The 23,907-nt window shown below is 43.4% G+C and carries 21 protein-coding genes, 1 tRNA gene and 1 pseudogene; 18 read left to right on the top strand and 5 right to left on the bottom strand.

Annotation, left to right across the window (positions count from 1 at the left end; all coding sequences use genetic code 11):
- Window positions 1-78 precede the first annotated feature (78 nt).
- On the top strand, window positions 79-2,826 hold the full coding sequence (locus TPSD3_RS04920) for a LamG-like jellyroll fold domain-containing protein (RefSeq protein WP_086487478.1): 2,748 nt from the start codon (window positions 79-81) through the stop codon (window positions 2,824-2,826).
- Between the two features lie 138 nt (window positions 2,827-2,964).
- Here the strand turns inward: TPSD3_RS04920 and TPSD3_RS04915 are convergent, their stop codons facing one another.
- Window positions 2,965-3,564, bottom strand: a complete 600-nt coding sequence (locus TPSD3_RS04915) for a TIGR04282 family arsenosugar biosynthesis glycosyltransferase (RefSeq protein ID WP_086487477.1) — start codon at window positions 3,562-3,564, stop codon at window positions 2,965-2,967.
- Between the two features lie 29 nt (window positions 3,565-3,593).
- Between TPSD3_RS04915 and ispE the strand changes: the two genes are divergently transcribed.
- From ispE to ychF, 6 genes are all read left to right on the top strand, one after another.
- Entirely contained in the window at window positions 3,594-4,481 is an 888-nt protein-coding gene (ispE, locus tag TPSD3_RS04910) for a 4-(cytidine 5'-diphospho)-2-C-methyl-D-erythritol kinase (RefSeq protein WP_086487476.1), read from the top strand.
- A gap of 36 nt (window positions 4,482-4,517) precedes the next feature.
- Window positions 4,518-4,593 (top strand) — tRNA-Gln (locus TPSD3_RS04905).
- Window positions 4,594-4,672: 79 nt separating this feature from the next.
- A complete protein-coding gene (locus TPSD3_RS04900; RefSeq protein WP_086487475.1) occupies window positions 4,673-5,608 on the top strand; it encodes a ribose-phosphate pyrophosphokinase in 936 nt (311 codons plus the stop codon).
- A gap of 110 nt (window positions 5,609-5,718) precedes the next feature.
- Window positions 5,719-6,342: a 50S ribosomal protein L25/general stress protein Ctc gene (locus tag TPSD3_RS04895; protein ID WP_086487474.1), complete on the top strand. Its 624-nt coding sequence runs from the start codon at window positions 5,719-5,721 to the stop codon at window positions 6,340-6,342.
- Between the two features lie 112 nt (window positions 6,343-6,454).
- The gene (pth, locus tag TPSD3_RS04890; RefSeq protein WP_086487473.1) at window positions 6,455-7,024 is read left to right on the top strand and encodes an aminoacyl-tRNA hydrolase; all 570 of its coding nucleotides are present in this window, start codon (window positions 6,455-6,457) and stop codon (window positions 7,022-7,024) included.
- A gap of 27 nt (window positions 7,025-7,051) precedes the next feature.
- The gene (gene ychF, locus TPSD3_RS04885; RefSeq protein WP_086487472.1) at window positions 7,052-8,143 is read left to right on the top strand and encodes a redox-regulated ATPase YchF; all 1,092 of its coding nucleotides are present in this window, start codon (window positions 7,052-7,054) and stop codon (window positions 8,141-8,143) included.
- A gap of 181 nt (window positions 8,144-8,324) precedes the next feature.
- Here ychF and TPSD3_RS18300 read toward each other — a convergent pair.
- From TPSD3_RS18300 to TPSD3_RS04870, 4 genes and pseudogenes are all read right to left on the bottom strand, one after another.
- Window positions 8,325-8,417: pseudogene (locus TPSD3_RS18300) on the bottom strand (IS5/IS1182 family transposase); the annotation flags it as partial.
- 288 nt (window positions 8,418-8,705) lie between these two features.
- Window positions 8,706-9,458, bottom strand: a complete 753-nt coding sequence (locus TPSD3_RS04880) for a phytanoyl-CoA dioxygenase family protein (RefSeq protein WP_086487471.1) — start codon at window positions 9,456-9,458, stop codon at window positions 8,706-8,708.
- 82 nt (window positions 9,459-9,540) lie between these two features.
- Window positions 9,541-11,448 (bottom strand): tRNA uridine-5-carboxymethylaminomethyl(34) synthesis enzyme MnmG, encoded by a 1,908-nt coding sequence (gene mnmG / locus TPSD3_RS04875; protein WP_086487470.1) that lies wholly within the window; start codon window positions 11,446-11,448, stop codon window positions 9,541-9,543.
- A gap of 102 nt (window positions 11,449-11,550) precedes the next feature.
- The gene (locus tag TPSD3_RS04870; RefSeq protein ID WP_086487469.1) at window positions 11,551-12,216 is read right to left on the bottom strand and encodes a hypothetical protein; all 666 of its coding nucleotides are present in this window, start codon (window positions 12,214-12,216) and stop codon (window positions 11,551-11,553) included.
- A gap of 181 nt (window positions 12,217-12,397) precedes the next feature.
- Between TPSD3_RS04870 and nadN the strand changes: the two genes are divergently transcribed.
- From nadN to TPSD3_RS04815, 11 genes are all read left to right on the top strand, one after another.
- Window positions 12,398-14,512, top strand: a complete 2,115-nt coding sequence (gene nadN, locus TPSD3_RS04865; protein ID WP_086487468.1) for an NAD nucleotidase — start codon at window positions 12,398-12,400, stop codon at window positions 14,510-14,512.
- A 215-nt stretch (window positions 14,513-14,727) separates the two neighbouring features.
- On the top strand, window positions 14,728-15,042 hold the full coding sequence (locus tag TPSD3_RS04860) for an HMA2 domain-containing protein (protein WP_086487467.1): 315 nt from the start codon (window positions 14,728-14,730) through the stop codon (window positions 15,040-15,042).
- A gap of 18 nt (window positions 15,043-15,060) precedes the next feature.
- Window positions 15,061-15,390, top strand: a complete 330-nt coding sequence (locus TPSD3_RS04855; protein ID WP_086487466.1) for a hypothetical protein — start codon at window positions 15,061-15,063, stop codon at window positions 15,388-15,390.
- Between the two features lie 26 nt (window positions 15,391-15,416).
- Window positions 15,417-16,052, top strand: coding sequence for a hypothetical protein (locus tag TPSD3_RS04850; RefSeq protein ID WP_086487465.1), 636 nt, complete (start codon window positions 15,417-15,419; stop codon window positions 16,050-16,052).
- Between the two features lie 84 nt (window positions 16,053-16,136).
- Window positions 16,137-18,284, top strand: a complete 2,148-nt coding sequence (locus tag TPSD3_RS04845) for a heavy metal translocating P-type ATPase (protein WP_086487464.1) — start codon at window positions 16,137-16,139, stop codon at window positions 18,282-18,284.
- Between the two features lie 56 nt (window positions 18,285-18,340).
- Window positions 18,341-18,700: an HMA2 domain-containing protein gene (locus TPSD3_RS04840; protein ID WP_086487463.1), complete on the top strand. Its 360-nt coding sequence runs from the start codon at window positions 18,341-18,343 to the stop codon at window positions 18,698-18,700.
- Between the two features lie 22 nt (window positions 18,701-18,722).
- The gene (locus TPSD3_RS04835; protein WP_086487462.1) at window positions 18,723-18,962 is read left to right on the top strand and encodes a FeoA family protein; all 240 of its coding nucleotides are present in this window, start codon (window positions 18,723-18,725) and stop codon (window positions 18,960-18,962) included.
- A complete protein-coding gene (feoB, locus tag TPSD3_RS04830) occupies window positions 18,959-21,292 on the top strand; it encodes a Fe(2+) transporter permease subunit FeoB (RefSeq protein ID WP_086487461.1) in 2,334 nt (777 codons plus the stop codon). Before TPSD3_RS04835 ends, feoB begins: the two co-directional genes overlap by 4 nt.
- Window positions 21,293-21,362: 70 nt before the next feature.
- Window positions 21,363-21,599, top strand: a complete 237-nt coding sequence (locus tag TPSD3_RS04825; protein WP_086487460.1) for a FeoC-like transcriptional regulator — start codon at window positions 21,363-21,365, stop codon at window positions 21,597-21,599.
- A gap of 162 nt (window positions 21,600-21,761) precedes the next feature.
- Entirely contained in the window at window positions 21,762-22,034 is a 273-nt protein-coding gene (gene ftsL / locus TPSD3_RS04820; RefSeq protein ID WP_086487459.1) for a cell division protein FtsL, read from the top strand.
- Window positions 22,031-23,866, top strand: coding sequence for a peptidoglycan D,D-transpeptidase FtsI family protein (locus TPSD3_RS04815; protein ID WP_086487458.1), 1,836 nt, complete (start codon window positions 22,031-22,033; stop codon window positions 23,864-23,866). Before ftsL ends, TPSD3_RS04815 begins: the two co-directional genes overlap by 4 nt.
- Window positions 23,867-23,907: the final 41 nt, after the last annotated feature.

Here is a 23,907-nt window from a genome sequence, read left to right as displayed (position 1 = left end):
TTCCATCCATACCATTGCTGTTAGCATCATCAACGCTATTTGGTTACTTTGCTATTGGCATAAAATGAGGTTTAACTGATGAATAAAATCATTACAGTTGGATTGCTTTTTTTACTGGTATCATCGGTTGAAGCAGCTTGTCCTAACATTCCTGCCGATCTTACTGACCCCAATGATGGTAATGTACCGTTTATAGGAGGAGGATACGACTCTGATAGAGACAAATTTATGCCTATGGCTTGTGCCATTGGCAATAAAGTGCATGAACCTGGCGCGGCTGAAGCCAAGATAGAGTTGCGCTTGGAGACCGATCTCAACAAGATTCTTTATGAGATGAATCGGAGCAAGAATACGAAAGTTGGTATTTCTAAACTCAGTTTTAGCTCAAGTCGTTCTTATACCCAGAGAATCAAAAGTAATACTTATGGACAGGCCTTCACCTTAGTGTTTGATGCCAAGACAGGACACAGTAGATTCGATCTTGATCGCAATGACCCCTTGTCTGGCGTTGCTCACCGAGTTAAGCATGATGCTTGTGAGTTCAAGAAAATTTGTGGCGACCATTTTGTTTTTCAGACTGAAGAGGGTGTTAAGCTGTTCGTTACTATTCAGGCCAAATTTTCAGATTTGGAAGTTTATGAAGAGTACAAGAAGAGCAGCAGTGCAAGTTTAGAACTTGCCATTTCCAAGACCTTCGATATATGCAACTCATGTGGTGAGAAAGTTCCCCTGAAATTGGGAGTCAAGTTTAGTGGAGAGTTTGGTAGTGCATTGTCCAGAACAAGCGAAATTGCAATTCAAAATGGCAGTATAGAGGTCATCGCTCACCAGATCGGAGGTGATGTCGCTCAACTGGGTAAAATTTTTGGGAATGATGGAGCTTTAGTCAGTTGTCCTATGTCTAATCCTACAGCTTGTTTAAAAGTTGTTGACAATGTATTAACCTATATATCATCTCCTGAATTCATCGCTGGTGTGAAAAATCAACCGGGTGTGTTGAATTATTCAAAGCGGCATTACAGAGAAATCGATCCTGATGTCCCTAATTTGCCCGTTGAGACTACACCAGAAATTGAAAATGCCCGTGATTTGCTGGCTGCTCAGTTTGAACAACGTACTGCCGACATTGAGAGAGTTAGAGAAACTCTATCTTTACCTTTATCCAATGCCAGAGCAAAACAATTAGAGCAATTGCTTGAGGTTCTTAATTCTGAGATGCAAGGTTTATACAGAACTGGTCGTCTCTGTTTTAGCGATTTGGTAAATTGTTCGAATAAGGCGGCAGAAACCATACTGAGTCTAACCGCTTATGATCGGTCAACAGTTACTCCAAATATACCCGATGGTCTGCTGGCTTACTACCCTTTTAATGCCGGTGCGATGGATGAAAGCGGAAACAGAAATGACGGAACGGTTCAAGGCGCAACATTGACTACAGGCAAGGGTGGTGACTCAAATAGTGCTTATGATTTCAACGGCGTTAGCAATGTTATCAATGTTCCTCATAATCTATCCTTAAATCCAGACAACTTTACGATATCTGCTTGGATTTATAGAAAGCAAGATTGTTCTGTCAACAGATGTGTGATCATGAACAAGGAGGAGAGCTATTCCTTAGCTATCGGGGCCGGCAACAGACTCTACGTTATGCTGTGGCCAGTTGGGGGCGTTCCTTTTGATTACTACGGCTACAGTAAGATGAATATTACATATCAGATCGTATACCTAAACCTCTATCAAGTGGCTCAGGGTGATGCTGGTTTTATAGATACTGGTCTTGTTGTTCCAGAGGGACAATGGGTACATGTTGTTATGAGATACAATGGAAGCCATGTTACCGGATATGTCAATGCCATGCCCTCTTCGTCGCATGAACGAGGATTAGCTAAATCTAACCACCCTGTCCTTATGGGACAACGCTTAAATTACAGCAGTTCCAAGAATCCATTTTTCGGTACGATGGACGAGGTGCGCATCTACGGACGTTCTTTAAGAGAGCAAGAGATTAAGCAACTGCACTCCGACCAGTTTGTCAATAATCAGCCACCGTTGGCTATGTTCACGACCTCAACTTCACAGCAGGGTACTATTCCGTTATTGGTGGATATGAGTGCAATTCAGTCTAGTGATGTGGATGGGGCAGTCAATGATTATCAGTGGTTTGTTTCTGACCAACAAGTTTCCAATGATGCTACGACAAGCATAACTCTTGACTCACCTGGACAATATATAGTTACTTTACTGATCACAGATGACAAGGGGGTAATTTCGAGAGCTGAAAAGGCTATCTTTGTCGCTTCAGACACAACTACCAATCAACCTTTACCAACTGATCCAATTGTCACTCCGACGTTGCCAGATGGTGGTGATAATCAAAACCCAAGCAATCCTGTAATTCCTGTCTTGCCTGCTGTGGGATGTGCCAACCCTGCTGCCTATGATACCACCACTCGTACTGTATCTATTCCTAAAATTGACGTAGCCACTTTAGACGTGATTACAGGACAACCGACTGATCAAATTGCTGTTGTGTCCTTACAATTGCAGCAACAACCCGGTATAGACGACTTTATGATCATTGATAATTCTTTACAATTCTTAGAATTTTCAACTGGTTATAACCCAGAACATGCTCGTTATGACTACAATACGGCACAATTCTGGTCGGGCGGTAAATTGAGTCTTTGCGCTCAAGTTCCCAGCGTTGTTGTACTTCCAACGGGACAAATGCTGGCTGCCCCGCCAAAGTCTTACGCTGTCATCATGCGACAATTGGCGATCAATCCTAATGTGTTTCATGTAGAAACCATTACGCCATTGCCGTAAATGCCATTGTTTTAAATTATTTTAATTTGTTAATCGCATAAAAATAACCCCATATCATTTTTTATGATGTGGGGTTAATTTTACGGTTTTAGCGGTCAAATATTTTTTAACGCGATTAAAACAATTAACCCCCACACCTTAATTCCCTCCAAACTCCCTTTGCCACCGCTGCACATCTTCGGGATAATCCACATCCCATTGCGTTGGTAATTCTGACCAAATAAGCCCTTGATGGCGCAAACGTTGCCGTATTGTGGTCATTACATCCGTTTGTCCCCAGCGCATAGCGGTAAACAAATTCGTAGGCATTTTGGTAGCACCCACCAACACAAAACCACCATCCTCCGCAGGCGAAAAAACCAGTTGTGCCTGTTCTAAGGCATTAAATCCTTGTAAAATTAACGCCTTATCAATCATTGGACAATCACAACCAATTAATAATGTCGCGCTGCCTCCCGTATTTGATAACGCATAAGTCATGCGCTGGCCTAAATCTTCTCCCTGCTGCACTTGAGTTTGTATGTTAAAATGCGCCGCACATTGTTGTAAAAATGGATGTTGATCATCGGGCGTACACCATAATTCCACTGTCCATTCTTCAGATATAATCCGTTCTAATTGCGACCATAATAAGGCTTGATAAATTAAAGTCGCTTGCACTTCTCCATAATGGGGAATTAAACAAGTTTTTACTTGACCCATGACGGGAGCTTTTGTTAATACTTGGACAATTTTCATAGTAAATTACATGTTGGGAAAAAATAAAAATGAATTCATTCACCGTTACTTGTTTTGCACCCGCCAAATTAAATTTATTCTTACACATTACGGCGCGTCGTGCGGATGGCTATCATTGTTTGCAGACCTTATTTCAATTGCTTGATTATGGCGATCAATTGCATTTTACTTTGCGTCACGACAAAGTCATTACTTCGCACAGTACATTAGATGAATTAAAACAATTGCCTTTTGAACATGAATTATGCTATCGTGCCGCGCAATTATTACAAAAAAACACCGGCACTTCATTTGGCGTTGACATTCGCATTGATAAAAAAATTCCCTTAGGGGGCGGCTTAGGCGGCGGCAGTTCTAATGCAGCCACCACATTATTGGTATTAAATGAATTGTGGCAATTGTCATTGAGTCAAGATCAATTGGCCGAATTAGGGCTGCAATTAGGCGCGGATGTGCCTGTTTTCGTGCGCGGATACAGTGCGTGGGGCGAAGGGATTGGGGAAAAATTACAGCCTGTTGAATTACCAGAAATGTGGTATTGCGTGATTCATCCCGGCGTGTCCGTATCCACCGCCCAAATTTTTCAAGACCCACTCTTGACACGAAATCAACCCCCCATTACAATAGCCGACTTTCTTACAGGGCGTTGTGTCAATGTGTGCGAGCCTGTGGTGCGACGGATTTATCCCGAAGTCGATCACGCCATACATTGGTTGAGTCAGTATCAGCCTGCAAGATTAACCGGTACAGGGGCATGTTTATTTGCCTGTTTTGAGGAACAGTCCGAAGCATTGGCTGTACAAAATAACGTACCTTCTCAGTGGTCGTGTTTTGTCGCTCGTGCAACACACCGTTCACTGGCACATGCGCAGTTGGATTTGTTAAAAAAACGGTTGCATCATGTGTCTGGTTTGTGATAAAGTGACCACTTAATCCTCTCAAATTTCGCCTACTGGGGTATAGCCAAGCGGTAAGGCAACGGGTTTTGATCCCGTCATTTCCTAGGTTCGAATCCTAGTACCCCAGCCAATCTTTTCTGACAAAGCCTTTCGCAAGCCCTTATTTTATAGCCAAATCTATCCGCAGGAGTTTAGCTGTGAGCCGAATTATGGTGTTCACGGGTAATGCTAACCCCGCGCTCGCTGAGGCGGTTGCGCGTTATCTGCACATCCCACTGGGTATGGCCATCGTCGGTCGTTTTAGCGATGACGAAATTATGGTCGAAATTCAAGAAAATGTCCGCGGTAAAGATGTCTTTATTATCCAACCCACCTGCGCCCCTACCAATGACAATTTAATGGAATTAATGGTCTTGGTGGATTCGGTCAAACGGGCTTCCGCAGGTCGTGTGACAACAGTTATTCCTTATTTTGGTTATTCACGGCAAGATCGCCGTCCGCGTTCGGCACGGGTGCCGATTACCGCTAAATTAGTGGCCAATATGATCACCAGTGTGGGAACGGATCGCGTTTTAACGGTGGATTTACATGCCGATCAGATTCAAGGTTTTTTTGATCTGCCCGTCGATAATATTTACGCCTCGCCTATTTTGCTGCACGACATTAAAAAACAACGTTATCCCAATTTAATTGTAGTCTCTCCCGATGTGGGCGGAGTCGTGCGTGCCAGAGCCATGGCCAAGCATTTAGATGATGCTGATTTGGCGATTATTGATAAACGTCGTCCTAAGGCCAATGTGGCTAAGGTGATGAATATTATTGGGGAAGTGGAAAACCGCAGTTGTATTATTGTTGATGACTTGGTGGATACCGCAGGCACGTTGCGCGAAGCCGCCAATGCCTTAAAAGAACACGGCGCGGCTCAAGTTCATGCGTATTGTACTCACGCGGTGTTATCTGGCAATGCAGTGCAAAACATTGAGCAATCCGGTTTAGACAGTTTAGTGGTGACAGACACCATTCCCCTCAGTCCTGAAGCTGCAAATTGCGCCAAAATTCGCCCGCTTAGTGTGGCCGAATTACTCGGTGAAACCATTCGCCGTATTAGTGAAGAAGAATCGGTGAGTTCCTTATTTTCTGAGTAATTTCAATCAGTTAAGCATTTAAAACCGTTTTTACCCGAAATAACACTGGTCGCGGTGTTATTATTATTTCTGATAAGCCATTAAGGCATTTTTATTTGGAGCATATATTAATGAGTACCGAAGATTTTACCATCAATGCCCTGCCACGCAGCGATACAGGGAAAGGTGCGAGCCGCCGCCTGCGTCGTGGGGGCTTAGTTCCCGGTATTTTATACGGTGGAGTGGGACAAGAACCCGTGATGTTGTCCACTCGTTTTCACGAATTGAACAAGCACTTGCAAAATGAAGCGTTTTACAGCCATATTTTAACGCTGCAACTCAATGAGCAAAGCCAACAAGTGGTATTGAAAGACTTACAACGTCATCCTACCAATGGTAATCCCTTACATTTTGACTTACAACGAGTCAGCGAAAGTGAGAAGATTACCATGAATGTCCCCTTACATTTCATCAACGAAGACATTTGTGTGGGCGTGAAATTGGGTGGTGGCGGCATTTCTCACCAGTTGAATGAAGTGGAAGTGCGTTGTTTCCCCAAAAACTTACCTGAATTTATCGAAGTCGATTTGAAAGAAGTCAATGTGGGTCAAGTGTTACATTTATCCGATTTAGTGTTACCTGAAGGGGTAGAATTGGTAGAATTATCTCACGGTGAAGCCCACGATCAGCCCGTCGTTTCTGTTTCTGCGCATGGCGGTGGCCACGGCACTGAAGAAGAAGAAGGCGCGGCGTAATTTCGCACGGCGTAGATGTTTTTTAGTGCTTAAACATCGGCTCAATTCGCATTTAATGGCGAATTGGGCTTTATGTTTTTATTCTTAGGCTAAAAATGGCGAGGATGAACCCATGTCCATTGGCTTAGTGGTTGGCTTAGGCAATCCCGGCGGTCGTTATGCGAATACTCGACACAATGCGGGTTTTTGGTTCGTGGATGCGGTGGCGCGGGATTATCGCTTGAGTTTTCGCACAGAATCGCGTTTTTCGGGAGAAGTGGCGCGTATTCAGACGGCAGATATTGACTGTTGGTTATTGAAACCGCAGACATTTATGAATCGCAGTGGCGTGGCGATTCAAGCCATGGCGCAATTTTATAAAATTCCCGTGAATGCGATTCTTGTCGCCCATGATGAATTGGATTTGTCGCCCGGTACGGTGCGATTAAAAGTTGGTGGCGGCCATGGCGGTCATAATGGATTACGTGACACGGTGCAGCAGTTGGCCAGTGCGGAATTTTCTCGTTTACGTTTAGGGATTGGCCATCCCGGCCATCGGGATCAGGTAGTTGATTACGTTTTATCCGCGCCTACGGATTCGGATCGCCACGCGATGGATGAGGCGATTACACGCAGTCTTGCGGTGATACCGTTATTATTCGCGGGAGAATTCAATAAAGCGATGCAACAATTACATCGTTAAAAATGATTAAATTAGAGTGGAAAAATTATGGGTTTTAAATGTGGAATTGTTGGCTTGCCGAATGTGGGAAAGTCCACTTTATTTAATGCGCTAACGAATGCAGGAATTCAAGCGGAAAATTATCCGTTTTGTACCATCGATCCCAATGTGGGTATTGTCGCCATGCCTGATGCGCGTTTGGATATTTTAGCCGACTTAGTCAAACCACAACGGGTTATTCCTACCACAATGGAATTTGTGGATATTGCGGGTTTGGTGGCAGGCGCGTCGAAAGGCGAAGGTTTAGGCAATCAATTTTTAGCCAATATTCGAGAAACACAAGCCATTGCGCACGTAGTGCGTTGTTTTGACAATGATGATGTGATTCATGTGGCGGGTAAAGTCAATCCATTGGCTGATATTGAAGTGATTCAAACCGAATTAGGTTTAGCCGATTTAGACACCGTTGATCGTGCTTTGCAACGCGCACAAAAACAGTCTAAAAGCGGCAATAAAGAAATGTTAGCGCAAAAAGCCGTATTAGAACGAATGCACGCGCATTTAGATCAAGGTTATTCAGCGCGTCATTTGCCTTTAGATGAAACGGAATCGGCTTTTATTAAAACGTTACAATTATTGACTTTTAAACCTGTTTTATACGTGGCGAATGTCAATGAAGATGGTTTTATTAATAATCCTTATTTGGATGCGGTAACGGAATTAGCGGCGAAAGAATCCGCAGGCTTGGTGACCGTATCCGCGGCGACGGAAGCGGAATTGATGCGCTTAGACCCCGCAGAGCGTGCCGAATTTTTAGAAGCGATGGGCATGAGTGAGCCGGGCTTAAATCGCGTGATTCAAGCGGGTTATGGTTTATTGGGTTTGCAAACGTATTTTACCGCAGGGGAAAAAGAAGTTCGTGCATGGACAATTCCCATTGGTGCGACTGCGCCCAAAGCCGCGAGCGTGATTCATACGGATTTTGAACGCGGTTTTATTCGGGCTGAAGTGATTGCTTACGCGGATTTTGTCGCGTATAAGGGAGAACAAGGCGCGAAAGAAGCAGGAAAATGGCGTTTAGAAGGCAAAGAATACATTGTGCAAGATGGCGATGTGATGCACTTTCGGTTTAATGTGTAGTAGATTTACTACACAATTACTTTTCAAATTTGAACTTCTGCCAAAAAACGCTATAATTACCAACACTAACGCCTGCTACATAAAAAGCCATAATGGAGTTTGATGATTTTTCTGATAACTTTTTATGGATAGTCAGCAGGCTTTTTTTGTTGCCTATTTTTGCCTTACCTAGGCAGTGTCGTCACAAGATTTGTAACCAAAGAAAGAGGCATCGAATTTGTGCAGCAGCGAGAAAGGAGTCGGTATTTTTGGCATACCGGGTGGCGGTACTCCGCCCCTGACAACCTTCCATTTCTACATACTTCTCTGTTGCTTTATTGACTCAGATTCTACCATTTATCCATTTGTGACGACAGCCTCTAGGTTACGTCATCTGTGATTTCATGACGACAGGCTCTAATATCTTCAAACAAAATTTTAGCACCCTGCCCTAACCAGTGGCCTTTTGAATTATATGCAATGCCATTACGGTAATGTAGTGTTGAATCTTCATATATCGGAAAATTTTTATATAAAAAAGAATCCATGCAGGAAAAATGTAAAGAGAAACTCTTTCTAGTAATTATGTTAGATGAGGCGATAGAACTACCATGTACGAGTTTGGAGTTAAGTAGCAATACTTCCCCTTAGTGGCAATAAAGCTTTTTTTTTGCAAACCAGAATTAGCACATATATTCTCCAATTCAGTATGATACTTTTTCATCTGAGTTAAATCCTTATCCGACCCATCCCACAATAATTTTCCATTAGAAAATGTATATGGACTTAAATGATGAGAACGTGGATAAAAAAATAATGCGCCTGAGTTCTCTGATATGTCTTCGCCAGCAATCCAACAAGTTATAGAATGGACTGGATTATCAAAAGGCTGATACACATAATCGGCATGAGCACCTTTATGTGAAGCAAGACGAAACATCTGTGACTGCATTAAAATAGGCGTTTTTCCAAAAGCCTCTATAAGAAAATCAGCAAGAAGATCATTGGTAACGATTTGTAACAAATCTTCAGAATGTTGATGAAAATCATGTACCGAATATCTACCACCTATCTCATTCATGATGTTTTCATTCAAGCTTGAGAAACATCCAATACCTTCTTTATGACAGGTCAAGTCAAAACCTGTATTTAGGGCACTTTCCAAGCTATTCCACGTATTATCAATGAGTGCAGATGGAATTTTCTTAGGCAAAACACAATATCCATCATCTATGAATTGGAAGAGTAATTTTGCATTATTTTTTTGTTTCGCAATTTGTATTGCGTCGTTACTGTCTATCCATAGCTTGTATTTTTCTAGTCGATTATAATTCACGATTTTTACCTAACTTGGGAAAATTTTAAGATTTAAAAAAGCAAATAAAGGCGCAAAAAAACGCGCCTTATCCCCAAAAAAATCACCCCACTTTATCCAAATCATTTCCTTCACTGGATTTACGGCTATAACCGTGTTTTTTCAGAAAAATTAATAATAACGAAATCGCAGCGGGAGTCATGCCCGGTATCCGTGAAGCCTGACCGATAGTCGTAGGGCGATGTCGCACTAATTTCTGGCGAATCTCCGTCGAAAGCCCACTAATCCCTTCATAATCAAAACCATCTGGCAGAATCGTCTCATCATAACGACGTAAACGCGCAATTTCCACCGCTTGACGCTCAATATAGCCTTCGTATTTGGTCTGAATTTCCACTTGTTCAGCCACTCGCGGATCAGCCACACCGGGCGCAATTTCTGGTAAACGCAACAAATCTTGATAACTGAGTTCCGGCCGCCGCAATAACTCAATCGCCGACACATCCCGACGCACCGCACTGGGAAAATTCGCCAAAGCAGGATTATCAGGGTGAATCCATAATTGACTTAAACGCGCTTGTTCAGCCACAATCGCTTGTTGTTTCGTTTCAAAGGCTTGCCAACGGAAATCATCCACCAATCCCAATTCTCGTCCTTTTGGGGTTAAACGCAAATCCGCATTGTCTTCGCGTAATAATAAACGGTATTCGGCACGACTGGTAAACATTCGATAAGGCTCATTAGTTCCCAAACGAATTAAATCGTCAATTAACACCCCAATATACGCCTCATCTCGACGCGGAGTCCATGCCGTTTTTCCTTGTACCAATAAGCCCGCATTTAAGCCCGCAATTAAACCTTGTGCGGCTGCTTCTTCATAGCCCGTTGTGCCGTTAATTTGACCTGCAAAAAATAAATGGGCAACGGCTTTCGTTTCCAAACTGGGTTTTAAATCACGCGGATCAAAAAAATCATATTCAATCGCATAACCGGGTCGTGTAATATGCGCCTGTTCACAACCGCGCATCGAACGCACCAAAGCCACCTGAATGTCAAACGGCAAACTGGTAGAAATCCCATTGGGATAAATTTCAAATGTATCTAAACCCTCTGGCTCCATAAAAATCTGATGTGAAGATTTATCAGCAAAACGCACAATTTTATCTTCTATCGAAGGACAATAACGCGGCCCAATGCCCTCAATCACGCCCGTATAAAGCGGTGAACGGTCTAAACCACTGGCGATAATGTCATGCGTGCGGGTATTGGTATGCGTAATGTGACACATCACTTGCGGCGGATGCTGTTCTGCGTTTCCCAAAAAAGAGAAAATTGGCACAGGATCATCACCGGGTTGCGGCTGCATCACGCTAAAATCTAAACTGCGTTGATCTAAACGCGGAGGCGTTCCCGTTTTCAAACGCTCCACCCGAAAAGGCAAAGCCCGCAAGGCTTCGGCTAAACTTAATGACGGCGGTTCTCCAGCGCGTCCGCCGCGATGCTGACTTAAACCCACATGAATGCGTCCGGCCAAAAATGTCCCAACAGTCAAAACCACCGCATGCGCATAAATGCGCAAACCCATTTGAGTAATTACGCCTTTAACCTGATCATTTTCAATGATTAAATCATCAACCGCTTGTTGAAATAACTGCAAATTCGTTTGTGTTTCTAAGGCAGCGCGAACCACTTTTTTATAACGTTGGCGATCAATTTGCGCACGGGTGGCGCGTACAGCGGGGCCTTTGCTGGCGTTGAGTTGGCGAAACTGTATTCCTGCCAAATCAGCGGCGTGTGCCATTAAACCGCCTAAGGCATCAATTTCTTTGACCAATTGTCCCTTGCCAATGCCACCGATAGCTGGATTACAAGACATTTGTCCCAACGTTTCAATGTTATGGGTCAATAACAACGTTTTCGCGCCCAAACGAGCCGCCGCCAAAGCAGCTTCTGTTCCCGCATGGCCGCCGCCAACAACAATGACATCATAAGTTTCAAAAGCAGTATTCATAGCAGTGATTTTACAAGCATGACAAGGGGTTAAAACAAGCGTGCCGAACGGTTAAACCAAACCGCTCGGCACTTTTAGGAAAGATAAAGCGGCGACTGCCGTCTACTCAAAATCAGGTGGCAATCGTCGAACTTGATGCCGCTCAATGAGAAAATGATCAACTTCTGAGGCTTGAGCTTCTTTTAAATCCAGCGACCCCGCGGGCAAAGCCAATGCTTGAAAAAACAATTCATTACTTTGCAATTGGGGGGCGTTTAAATCAGACAGCCATACCGTCAAAGTCACAGCGCGCGTCATGGCTGTGGCGCGACCGATGGGCGTAGGATCGTGTTGTAAATAATGGTTTACCGGTGGCGCGGAAACACCCGCGATAATTTGCATCGTGGGCATGTCAAGGCGAAATTCTCCCACGCGCACGGGCATAGGAAATTCTCCGGGGCGTGTGCTGTAAGCGAGAAAAATATCAACCGGGACATCGTTGCGAATGCCACTGATTAAAAAATCAATGCGACTATTTTCATTAATTTCTCTGGTGTAAATGACACCGTGGGCGCGACGATCTGAGGGAGGCAAACTGCCCATCAAACCGCGATCCCGCTCTACCCGATAAGGTAAACTTAACGCCTCCGCCGGAACGCCCACTTGATGCAAGGTCAATTCAGGCAGCCAATCGTCAGGCGTACTGGTGCCAAAGCCGCCTGCATAAGCCCATTGACCCCAGCACAATAGGCCGACTAGCAGCAGTGCAAGGGATTGTCGAGTGTTCATTGATTAAACGTCCTTTTGTTAAAAACTGATCAGTCATTGCTTTAATGATAGCAAAATCGCGTCCAAAATGCTGAAGTGCTTAAAAACAAGATGTTAGCTATGGGTAATCCAACAGTGTCATTGCTTTGCCATCTTAATATGATAAATAGGTACTTTTTTAACGGTAAAAACAGAGGTTTCAATGAGAAAAATATTTATTTTCTTCAATGCGTTTTTAGCATTGAATTTAAATTTTGGTATGGGTGCGGTGACAGCCGAAGAAAACTGTCAAATCCCTTATGTTGATGCGCAATTAAATATCCATATTCCCTGTTATATGGCAGAGGATATGGCCTTGAGTGTGGAATTATTATTTAAAGCGGATAATGAGAAACGGGCTTATTGGGATTTGGGGCAAGTTTCTCCCGCCACTTGCACGCCAACGACTTCCCAATGTGGCACTCGCTTAATGGAGCATGGCACGAATTTATTGCTGCATATTCCACAATTAGATGTTTTTGGCAAAACGCATCACACTCAATTCACTGTGGCTTTAGATGCAGAACATGTTAATGGCGGGTATTTTCAATTACCCGAATTAACTTATGTGGCTGAAGATGCAATTAAGTCTCCTTTAACGTTAAATTTACTCCACATTAACGATCACCATTCGCATTTGGTGGAAGAAAACATTAACCTAAAATTTGATGGAGTCACCACACAAGTTAATTTTGCAGGTTTTGCGCGAATGGCTGCGAAAATTAAAGAATTACGCAGTCAAGTGGAAAATCCACTGGTGTTTCATGTCGGCGATGCGATTGTGGGAACGCTTTATTATTCGCTGTTTAAAGGCGAAGCAGATGCGGCTGTCATGAATGCGATTGATTTTGACGCAATGGTATTGGGTAATCATGAATTTGATGATGGCAATGCACAATTAAAAACGTTCCTAAATCAGTTGCAATTCCCCATTGTAACTGCGAATATTGATTTTTCTCAAAGTGAAGACTTAAATCCAAGCCAATTAACCCGACCTATTGAACCTTATTTAGTTAAGAATATTAACGGTCAATCCGTGGCGATTGTGGGGATTAATACTTTAAAAACATTAATCAGTTCTTCTCCGGGTAAAGATTTAACCTTTTCTGATGAAATAGAAACCGCAAAACGCATCACGGCCGAATTAGAAGCCAAAGGGATTAATAAAATTATTTATTTAACCCATTACGGCTACAATCAAGAACAAGCCATGGCCTTGCAAGTGGCGGGAATTGATGTGATTTTGGGTGGCGATTCGCATACCTTATTGGGCGATTTTACCGAAGTGGGTTTAACATCTGAAGGCAGCTACCCCACGATTGTATCCTCTCCGCGTCAAGAGCCTGTTTGTGTTGCTCATGCGTGGCAATATGGCTATGTGTTGGGACATTTGACGGTTAAATTTGATGATAATGGCGTGGTGACAGAATGCCTTGGCACACCCACGTTATTATTAGGCGATCAATTTAAACAAAATGGCGAATTGGTTAATGAAGAAACGTGGGCAAATATTGAACAAAAAATTGCCCAAATGCCTAATGTAGAAATTGTCACGCCAGACCCAGAAGTCAGCGAAATTTTAGCCCGTTATGTTGAACAAGTCGATGTGTTATCTAAACAGGAAATTGGCGAGGCAAAAGAAGACTTATTGCATATCCGAATTCCTGGCCGTCATTCATCGGGTATTGAATTGGCACAAGGCAGCTTAATTGCGCCTTTAGTGGCGAAAGGATTTTTTCAGCAATTAGCCAGTCGTCAATACAATCCTGATTTAGTGATTCAAAACGCAGGCGGCGTGCGAATTGATGTGGTAAAAGGCGCGATAACCATGCAAACCGCTTATACTTTATTGCCATTTGGCAATACCATTTATTTATTAGAAATGAGCGGCGCAGAAGTGAAGCAAGTTTTAGAAGAAGCCTTAATTAATCATTTCGACAATGGCGGCTCATCGGGATCATTCCCTTATGCTTACGGTATTCGTTATACCATTGACATGAATCAAGCCGCTGGCCAACGTGTCACTGTGTTAGAAGTGAAAAACAAAGCGACAAATGAATGGCAAGCCATTGATTTACAAGCAACGTATCGCGTAGGGACAAATTCATTTAGTGCATCGGGTGGAGATGGTTATTTAGCCTTCGGGCGAGTTCCTACCGAAAAACGGGTGGATACTTTCTTTGATTATGCCGAATCTTTCATTAATTATGTTAAGGAAGTCAATACCTTATCTCCGATTGATGACGGTGGATTGACGTTTATTCCTAAAGTTGATTAATGTCTTAATTTCTTGATTTCTTCATTCAGATAAGGGCGAACTTCCATGTTCGCCTTTTTTTGTATTCATCTATTCCCCTCGTTCCCAATCTCCCCAATGAGTGTGATTATATTTTGACAATCTACACGATAACCATTATCATTTAGATTGTTTGTAGGGTTTGACGTTTACTTGCTCTGGCATCTCTTCACAAAAATTTTAACGAAGGCAACAAAATGACGACTTATTTTCACGTTGTCCATCACATTCACGGCAGAATTCGCCTGCGCTTATCGCCCAGCGTGTTGCAACATCCCATTGCAAAACAAGCAGATACATTAGTGCAACGTGTTCGTTCGATTCGCGGTATTCTTGATGTGCGTATTAATTTAGTGGTGGGATCAATTGTAATTGAATACGATCCAGACTGGATTGCTCCACAATTATGGGAGCAGTGGATAAAAGAATACGAACCGCAATTAGATGTAAACGGCTTAATTGAACGCTGGCAAGCCAGTTTAGCTGTGCGTGATGTGGTGTTGTCTTCTTGATCTCAGCGAGGTTTTTTTATGGTTTATTCTTATTTTCCAATGACTTATCCTATTGCTTATCCACCCGTATCCGCGCCTGTGCTGTCTTCTTCTGTCAAACGAGCGGCGTGGGTGGGTGCGGTGATGGGCGCGGCAGGCGCGACCGCTTCTCATTTAAAAAATAATACTACGCCCGACGCGGGTTTAATCGGGGACATTCTTGCGGGTGCGGTCGCAGGAAGCCTCGCCACCGCGGGCGTGACCGTAGTCAGTGAAGGCTTGGGCGTGAAAAATCCATTGTCTAACAGTGCCGTGATGTTCTTAACGGGAACGGCATTATTGTACGTCATGCAGAATCGTTCTGCTTAACCTTTTCATTTTTCTGGAGTTTTTTTATGAATCCGAATGACACGGGAATGCCACCTGATGCAATGGCCGCGGCCATGGCGGCGACTAACGCGAATCCTCAAGGCGCGCCTGCTTATGCGCACGCTTGTCAACACGGTCAGCCCGTCCAACAAGCGCAATACACTCATCCACAAAATGCGCCCATGATGCCTCCGCCCGCTGCGCCGTATCCGTCCCACGCACAATACGCTGCGCAATACGCTACACCCCAAGCACAACCGCCACATGCCGCTTATTACGCCCAACCTGCGCCCGCACAGCCTGCTTATTATCCGCCGCATTATGCCGCACAAAATGCGCCACATTATCCACCAAATTACCCCGCACATTATTATCCCAATGCGCCAATTTATCCGCTGATGCACGCGCATCCTAATTATACTTTAACCCATCAATTATCCAATGGTTTATCCAGCTTTTTTGATTTTAAAGATGAGCGTTTTTTAAAAGGTGCTATTGTCGGTGCGTCCGCGACTTTTTTATTAACCAACGATTCTGTACAAAAAAGTGCAATTAAATCCGTGGTTAAAATTTGGAGTTTATTCCAAGGTGGCGTTGAAGAAATGAAAGAACGTTTCCGCGATGCCGAAGCCGAAATTAAGAGCGAAGAACAGCATAAATAATCGCTGTTTTTATCAAGGGATAATATAAGGTAAAAAATTATATTATCCCTGAATTTTAAATTTAATCATCAGGTGATAACTAGAATGAATCACAGCGTTAAAATTGTACATGAATTGCCGAATCGTTTAAGGGTAAAACTCAGCTTATTAAAAGAATATCCGAAATTAGATAAAACTTATTTAGAAATCTATTTTACCCAACAAGCAGGCATTCGCACGGTACGCTTAAACCCTTATGCGGCCACGATTATTCTTGACTATGATGGGCGAATGGAAACAAAAACTGCTTTTCTTCAAGCCTGCCAAAGCTTAACGCCTGAAAATTGTCCACAATATGCAATGACAATTGCGCCGCGAAATCCTCCCGATATAGGACGGGTATTGATTTCTGGATTGACCTTGTTAATTACGCCGTGGTTAAAACCCCCGTTTAAAGCCTTATTGACTTATTTCATGATTGCGCCAACTTTAGGCAAAGCCGCACACACTTTATTACAAGAAGGCATTAAAGTTGAAGTATTAGATGGATTAGCGGTGGGATTAGCGGCGTGGCGCGGGTCTTATTTTACCGCAATGACGACGAATAGCTTATTGGCATTAGGCGAATATTTACAAGAAAAAACCGATTATCAATCCGATGCCTTATTACGCCATTTATTGCATCCATTACCCAGTAAAGCATGGGTAGAACGCGACGGCACTTTTATCGAAATTCCCAGCGATCACATTACTGAAGGCGATGTGGTCATGATTAGCGTGGGAGATATGATTCCTGTGGATGGAAAAGTCATTGAAGGCATTGCGGAAGTCAATCAGGCTTCTTTAACGGGTGAAAATATCCCCGTGCGTAAAGAAATCGGGGATCGCGTCATGTCGGGGACGGTATTAGAAAGTGGGCGTTTAAAAATACAAGCGCGACGAGTCGGCGAAAATACAACTACATCACGTATTCGTCAATTTATCGAAGAATCCCTGAATAAACGCTCGTCGGCGCAATGTGTCGCGGAAACGCTGGCAGATCAGCGCGTGCTATACACTTTGGGTCTGGGGGGCTTGGTTTACGTGCTAACGCGGGATTGGCAGCGGGTGGCGGCGGTTTTCTTAGTCGATTACGCTTGTGCGATTAAATTGGGAACGCCCGTGGCGATTAAATCAGCCATGTATCGCGGAGCAACGCATGGCGTGTTATTTCGCGGCGGCCAAGCCATAGAAAATTTACAACAAGCCGATACCTTAATTTTTGATAAAACAGGCACGCTAACAACAGGCTTATTAGAAACCACAGATGTGATTTCTTTTGACGAAAGAAAATGGACAAAAGAACAATTATTGGCTCTCGCGGCATCCGTTGAGGAACACACGACCCATCCTATTGCTGAAGCCGTTGTGCAAACCGCAAAAGAAGCCCATTTAAAACACCGTGATCATGAAGATGTGGATTATTTAGTGGCGCATGGATTGACCACGCAAATGGAAGGGCAACATTTAATTGTCGGCAGTCGGCATTTTCTCACTGAACATCATCGCATTAGTTTAACGAAATATAACAAGTTAATTAAAAGCCTAGAATCTGAAGGAAAAACATTATTATATCTCGCCTTAGAAAAGCAAGCGATTGGTGTCATTGCTTTGCGCGATCATTTACGCGCAGAAACGCCTGCGGTATTGGCAAAATTACGTCAATTGGGATTTGAACGGTTTATTTTATTAACAGGCGATCAAAAAGACAAAGCCCTTGCTTTAGCCGAACAGTTAAAAATGGACGATGTTTATTATGAATGTGTGCCTGAAAGTAAGGCTAAAGTCGTTAAAGAATTGCAGGCAAAAGGTTATCGCGTCGCTTTTGTAGGAGATGGCGTTAATGATGCGCCGGCATTAATTTCAGCGCATGTGGGAATTGCCATGCCGCGAGGCGCGGATTTGGCACGCGCCACCGCCAGTATTGTTTTATTAGCTGATCATTTAGAAACACTGCTTTATGCCAAAGAATTAAGCAATAAAACCGTAGAAATGATTGAGCAACATTTTGTGATTTCTACGGCCGCCAATTCGATGGTGGCTTTGGGTGCGGCAATGGGTTGGTTGTCGCCGATTAGCACGGCTTTATTACATAATGGCAGCACGATTGCCGTGTTATTAAATTCGTTATCGGGTGTCAGTTTAAAACACAGCCGTTTAGAAGAATGGAAAGAGAAATTAAATACTTTATATCATGCCATAGAAGCCGAATAAAGTTTTTAATATAACGTTAATTGTTGTTTATTATTTTCTTTTGAGGAGATGTCAAAATGACTTGTTATGTTCACAATATTCCAGGACGGTTACGGATTCGCGCCAATAAGCTGAAATATAGCCCTGAAGGGGCATGGCAGTTATGTCAAGAACTGCAACAATATCAAGGCATTGATAACACCGAGTATAATCCGAAAGCGGGCAGTTTGGTGATTTTCTACAATCCCAATGCACTGAGTGCCGAAGATATTTTATACCAAATTCACAAGACCGATTTATTACGGAATTGTCCCACCAGTGTCACGCGCCATCCTGCGAATCATTTGGGGACAATTTTGGGGAATGCGCTTTTTGGCACGTTGCTGAAAAAGAGCATTGAAACTTCTGTTTTATCTATCGCTAAAGCGATTCGCTAAAAATCGGCTAATAAAGGTTATTATGACAACGCATTTAAGTGATTTAAAAATTGGCGAAATGGGACGTGTAGTCGGCATTGAGAAACAGCAGAAAGCCTATCGGCAAAAATTGTTGGCGATGGGACTCACGCCCGGCACCTCGTTTAGTGTGGTACGTTACGCGCCAATGGGCGACCCGGTTGAAATTCAAGTGCGCGGTTTTTCGCTGAGTTTACGTCAAGGCGAAGCGCAGGCTTTACAAGTGGAGAAAATTGAAAAATGAGCGATTATATTGTCGGTGTGGTAGGAAATCCAAATTGTGGCAAAACAACGCTATTTAACGCATTAACGGGGTCAAAACAGCGCGTAGGCAATTGGCCGGGCGTGACGGTGGATCGCAAAACAGGCTTTTATCAACATGGCAATAAACGCATTGAATTGGTCGATTTACCGGGCATTTATTCTTTAGATATTGCTTCTGAGCATCGTTCGCTGGATGAAAAAATTGCGCAAGATTATTTATTATCGGGTGAAGTCGATTTAATTCTAAACATTATTGACGCGGCTAATTTAGAGCGTAATTTATATTTAACAACGCAATTATTGGAAATGGGAATTCCTGTGGTTTTGGCGTTAAATATGATTGATGTGGTAGAAACGCGAGGAGATGCGATTTTTGAAAATATTCTCTCCGAACGTTTGGGCATTCCTGTGGTGTCTTTATCGGCGAGTAAGGGCAAGGGTTTAACGGATTTACGCGACGTTATTAACCAGATGGCGGCCGCGCCAAAAAAGCCAAGCATTCGCGTTGATTATCCCGCTATTTTAGAACAAGCATTAACTAAAGTGAGCGCATTTACCGATGACAATTACTCTACATGGCAATGTTTAAAATGGCTAGAAGGCGATGCTTATTTTGCACAAAAATCTCCCGCAGGCTTAATGTCAGAAACGCTGCAATTACGGGCTGAACTAGAGCATGAATTTGAAGAAGATTTAGACATTATGATTGCCGATGCGCGCTATAGTTTTATTAGCGAAGTGGTCGAGGTTTCTTTAAAGAAAAATGCGGTTTTTTCTGTCACTTGGTCAGATAAAATTGATAAGATTGTATTAAATCGCTGGTTAGGAATTCCTATCTTTTTGGCGATTATGTATTTAATGTTCACTTTTACCATTACATTAGGCGGTGTTTTTATTGATTTCTTTGATCAATTTACGGGCGTTTTATTGGTTGAAGGCGGACGACATTTATTGGATAGTTTAGGATTTCCCTTATGGATGAGTACCTTACTCGCCAGTGGGATTGGTGGGGGCATTCAAGTGGTGGCCACGTTTATTCCCATTATTGGTTTTCTTTATTTATTCCTGTCTTTTTTAGAAGATTCGGGCTATATGGCGCGAGCGGCATTTGTCATGGATCGCTTTATGCGATTTATTGGTTTACCGGGTAAATCATTTGTGCCGTTAATTGTGGGTTTTGGTTGTAATGTGCCTGCAATTATGGCCACGCGCACTTTAGAAAATCCACGCGACCGTTATATGACCGTTTTAATGAATCCTTTTATGTCTTGTGGGGCGCGTTTGCCCGTTTATGCGTTATTTGCCGCGGCGTTTTTTCCCAGTCAAGGACAAAATGTGGTTTTTGGTTTATATTTGCTGGGGATTGTGGTGGCTATTCTTAGCGGATTAATTATGAAATATACTTTATTACGCGGTGATGCGGGTCATTTTATTATGGAATTACCCAGTTATCATGTGCCAAAATTAAGTGTTATTTTACGCCATACTTGGGAGCGGTTAAAAGGCTTTGTTTTGCGGGCGGGTAAAATTATTGTGCCAATGGTGGTGGTAATTAGCTTTTTAAATGCGTGGGGAACAGATGGCAGTTTTGGACATGATAATACGGATAAGTCGGTATTAAGTGAAATTGGCCGCACTTTAACGCCCGCATTTGAACCGATGGGAATTAATGAGGATAATTGGCCAGCTACCGTGGGTTTATTTACTGGGGTATTGGCGAAAGAAGTGATCGTAGGCACTTTAAACGCCATTTACACCCAATTAGACCGCGCAGAAAATCCAGAATTAGGCGACGGTGAAAATGGTGAATCGGCTTATGATTTATGGGCAGGATTAAGTGGTGCATTGGCGACGATTCCTGAGAATTTATCGGCTTTGCATCAAAAATTATTAGACCCTTTAGAATTTGGTCAATTAGACGAATTAGAAACGGTGGCTGAAGCACAAGGCGTATCCAATAGTGCATTTGGCGCGATGGTGAGCCGTTTTGCCAGTGGTGCAGCGGCGTTTGCTTACTTGTTGTTTATTTTGATGTATTTTCCTTGCGTGGCGGCGACGGCGGCGATTTATCGGGAAACGGGCGCGCGGTGGACGCTGTTTGTGGTGGCTTGGACAACGGGTTTGGGCTACATGTCTGCGGTTATTTTTTATCAAGCCGCCACATTTAGCCAACATCCCACGCAATCGGCAATTTGGATTGGTGGATTAATGACTTTATTTTTTTGTGTGGTGTTATTAATGCGTTTAAAAAGCAATCCTCATTATCGCAATTTGACAGCGACCACTGAATTGCAGAAAGCCACAAGCTAATAAAATCAGATAATGTAGAGATTATTTTTTATCTCTACATTATTAATTTTTTCTTAAAATAGGAGCGTTAATGATGGGGCTTTTAGACATTAAAAAATATTTAATGCAACATCGTCGTGCAACTTTATTGGATTTATCGTCTTATTTTAATACTGATGCGCAAATATTAATGCCGATGTTGGCACATTGGGAGCGTAAAGGAAAAGTGCGGCGCGTGCATTTTGCAGGCTCTTGTCAAAAAGGCTGCTGTCAGCAACAATCTGCGATTGATGTGTATGAATGGGTTGAACATTTGGATTTGACGTGATTTTTAAAAAGTTAAGTCGTTTTATAATTTTTAGTAGAGAGAATAGACCGCGTCAAAAATGGGTATAAAATGGGTCTCTGCTGCGGTGTGTTGAAAAAAGCACCGTTGACCCTCTTAGCTGGAGTGAATCACGAATATAAAATTACTTATTATTAGGTACTTATGAAGTTTTTTCTACACATCATGACCCTGATTCTTGCGGTGGCTTTATTGACATCTGCATTGGCTTTGATTTGGGTGCGGCATGAAAACCGTCAAATGTTTATAAAATTGCAGCAGTTACAACAACAACGCGAACAGTTGCAGCAAGAAGAAACACAATTGCGTTTAGAATACAGCACATGGTCGCATAGCCACCGCATTGACACCTTAGCACGTCAACAATTACACATGCAACCACCTGATGCCACACAGAAAAAATGGATTAAACCGTGAGTCAACGCGATTCTTATTTTTCCAAATGGCGTTATTTTCGGAGAAAAGGCGCAAAAAATACCCCACACTCGAAAATTAAACGCTCCCCCCAAAAAACATTACTCGAATACTTGCGCCAAACTGAACTTCCATCTCCTCCCTCTCCACGTCCCCGCGCCAATTCTAGCCTTGATGTGCCACCTGTGGAATCGTATTGGGGACGGCGACAGTGGTTATTGTTAATTATGGTGCTGGTTATTTGTATTTTATTGGCGCGTGCGGCGTATTTACAGGTGATGCACACCCAATTTTTGCAAACGCAAGGGGATGCGCGGCATATTCGCACGGTGACGTTGCCGGCACACCGTGGTTTGTTGCTGGATCGGCATGGGACTCCGTTGGCGATGAGTACACCGATTGAGTCGATTTGGGTGAATCCTAAATTATTTTTAGCCTTGCCTGAGCAGATTCCTGTGTTATCTCAAGTGCTTGATTTATCTTCGCCAGAGTTATTGCACTTGTTACGTGGGCGAGAGCAACGGGAATTTGCCTATATTCGTCGTCATGTGCCGCCGTCGTTAGCCCAAGCGGTGCAAGCCTTGAAATTACAAGGTGTTTTTTTACAACAAGAATATGGGCGTTATTATCCTGAAGCAGAAATTACGGCGCATATTTTGGGATTTACTAATATTGATGACGAAGGACAAGAAGGCTTGGAATTGGCGTTAAATCGTTATTTAATGGGGGTGGCGGGCAGTAAACAAGTGATACAAACACCACAGAAGCATTCGGTCGCAGAATTGGCAGTTTTACAAAATCCCCGTCATGGACAGGATGTGGAATTGACGCTTGATAGACGTTTACAATACATGGCTTATCGGGAATTAAAAACTGTCGTGGAGAAAACGGAAGCACGGGCAGGTGCAGCGGTTTTGTTGGATGTGCATACAGGCGAGGTGTTGGCGATGGTGAACCAACCCGCCTACAATCCCAATGATCGTTTACGTCGAGATGGTGGCGTGTATCGCAATCGAGCGGTGACTGATGTGTTTGAACCGGGATCAACGATGAAAACTTTTATTGTTGCTGCGGGGTTAGCCCATGGGCGTTACACGCTGAACAGTCGAATTGATACCCGTCCCGGTTATTTTCAGTTGGGAAAATATACGGTACGCGATCCGCGTAATTATGGCGAAATCAGTTTGGCCACTTTGATGCAGAAATCGAGTAATGTGGGTGCAAGTCGTATTGCTTTGTCGTTAGACGCGCAGGCATTGTGGCAATTTTTGAGGCAATTTGGTTTTGGTGATATTTCGGCTAGTGGTTTTCCCGGTGAGGCAAAGGGGCATTTATCGCTTCCTGAGCAGTGGCAAACGGTGGATCAAGCGACATTGGCTTTTGGTTATGGTTTGAATGTGACCTTGTTGCAATTGGCGCGGGCGTATGCGGTATTTGGCAATGGGGGGCGTTTACCGACGGTGCATTTTGTGCGCGCCACGGCGCAAATGCCACAGACTTGGCCACAAGTGATTTCGCCTACGGTGGCGGAAAATGTTTTACGTTTGTTGGAAGGGGTGACTTCTGCCTCTGGTACTGCTCCATTGGCACAGGTTGCGAATTATCGGGTGGCCGGAAAAACAGGCACAGCGCGTAAGCATCAAGGCAGTGGTTATGTGCAAGGTGCGTATATTAGTTTGTTTGTGGGTTTAGCTCCTGTGGATAATCCACGGTGGGTGATGGCTGTGATGATTGACGAGGCGAAAGGTGAAGAATATTACGGTGGACAAATTGCTGCGCCTGTGTTTTCTGCGGTGATGGACGAGGCATTGAGGGGATTGGGAGTGGCGCGTTAAATTTTTTAGTGGGTTGACAGCAGAAATGAAAAAGGGACAGT

This window comes from Thioflexithrix psekupsensis, from assembly GCF_002149925.1.
Taxonomy (GTDB): Bacteria; Pseudomonadota; Gammaproteobacteria; order Beggiatoales; family Beggiatoaceae; genus Thioflexithrix; species Thioflexithrix psekupsensis.
Note: the sequence above shows the minus strand (reverse complement) of the source record. Positions and strands in the feature narration are given on the sequence as shown.

Bases quoted from the DNA above. Each gene is read 5' to 3' on its own strand.
- TPSD3_RS04835 (WP_086487462.1), top strand. From the start codon at position 18,723: ATGACAACGCATTTAAGTGATTTAAAAATTGGCGAAATGGGACGTGTA.
- pth (WP_086487473.1), top strand. From the start codon at position 6,455: ATGTCCATTGGCTTAGTGGTTGGCTTAGGCAATCCCGGCGGTCGTTAT.
- TPSD3_RS04915 (WP_086487477.1), bottom strand. From the start codon at position 3,564: ATGAAAATTGTCCAAGTATTAACAAAAGCTCCCGTCATGGGTCAAGTA.
- TPSD3_RS04825 (WP_086487460.1), top strand. From the start codon at position 21,363: ATGATGGGGCTTTTAGACATTAAAAAATATTTAATGCAACATCGTCGT.
- ispE (WP_086487476.1), top strand. From the start codon at position 3,594: ATGAATTCATTCACCGTTACTTGTTTTGCACCCGCCAAATTAAATTTA.
- ftsL (WP_086487459.1), top strand. From the start codon at position 21,762: ATGAAGTTTTTTCTACACATCATGACCCTGATTCTTGCGGTGGCTTTA.
- TPSD3_RS04920 (WP_086487478.1), top strand. From the start codon at position 79: ATGAATAAAATCATTACAGTTGGATTGCTTTTTTTACTGGTATCATCG.
- mnmG (WP_086487470.1), bottom strand. From the start codon at position 11,448: ATGAATACTGCTTTTGAAACTTATGATGTCATTGTTGTTGGCGGCGGC.
- TPSD3_RS04855 (WP_086487466.1), top strand. From the start codon at position 15,061: ATGGTTTATTCTTATTTTCCAATGACTTATCCTATTGCTTATCCACCC.
- TPSD3_RS04870 (WP_086487469.1), bottom strand. From the start codon at position 12,216: ATGAACACTCGACAATCCCTTGCACTGCTGCTAGTCGGCCTATTGTGC.
- feoB (WP_086487461.1), top strand. From the start codon at position 18,959: ATGAGCGATTATATTGTCGGTGTGGTAGGAAATCCAAATTGTGGCAAA.
- nadN (WP_086487468.1), top strand. From the start codon at position 12,398: ATGAGAAAAATATTTATTTTCTTCAATGCGTTTTTAGCATTGAATTTA.
- ychF (WP_086487472.1), top strand. From the start codon at position 7,052: ATGGGTTTTAAATGTGGAATTGTTGGCTTGCCGAATGTGGGAAAGTCC.
- TPSD3_RS04895 (WP_086487474.1), top strand. From the start codon at position 5,719: ATGAGTACCGAAGATTTTACCATCAATGCCCTGCCACGCAGCGATACA.
- TPSD3_RS04860 (WP_086487467.1), top strand. From the start codon at position 14,728: ATGACGACTTATTTTCACGTTGTCCATCACATTCACGGCAGAATTCGC.
- TPSD3_RS04900 (WP_086487475.1), top strand. From the start codon at position 4,673: ATGGTGTTCACGGGTAATGCTAACCCCGCGCTCGCTGAGGCGGTTGCG.
- TPSD3_RS04845 (WP_086487464.1), top strand. From the start codon at position 16,137: ATGAATCACAGCGTTAAAATTGTACATGAATTGCCGAATCGTTTAAGG.
- TPSD3_RS04850 (WP_086487465.1), top strand. From the start codon at position 15,417: ATGAATCCGAATGACACGGGAATGCCACCTGATGCAATGGCCGCGGCC.
- TPSD3_RS04840 (WP_086487463.1), top strand. From the start codon at position 18,341: ATGACTTGTTATGTTCACAATATTCCAGGACGGTTACGGATTCGCGCC.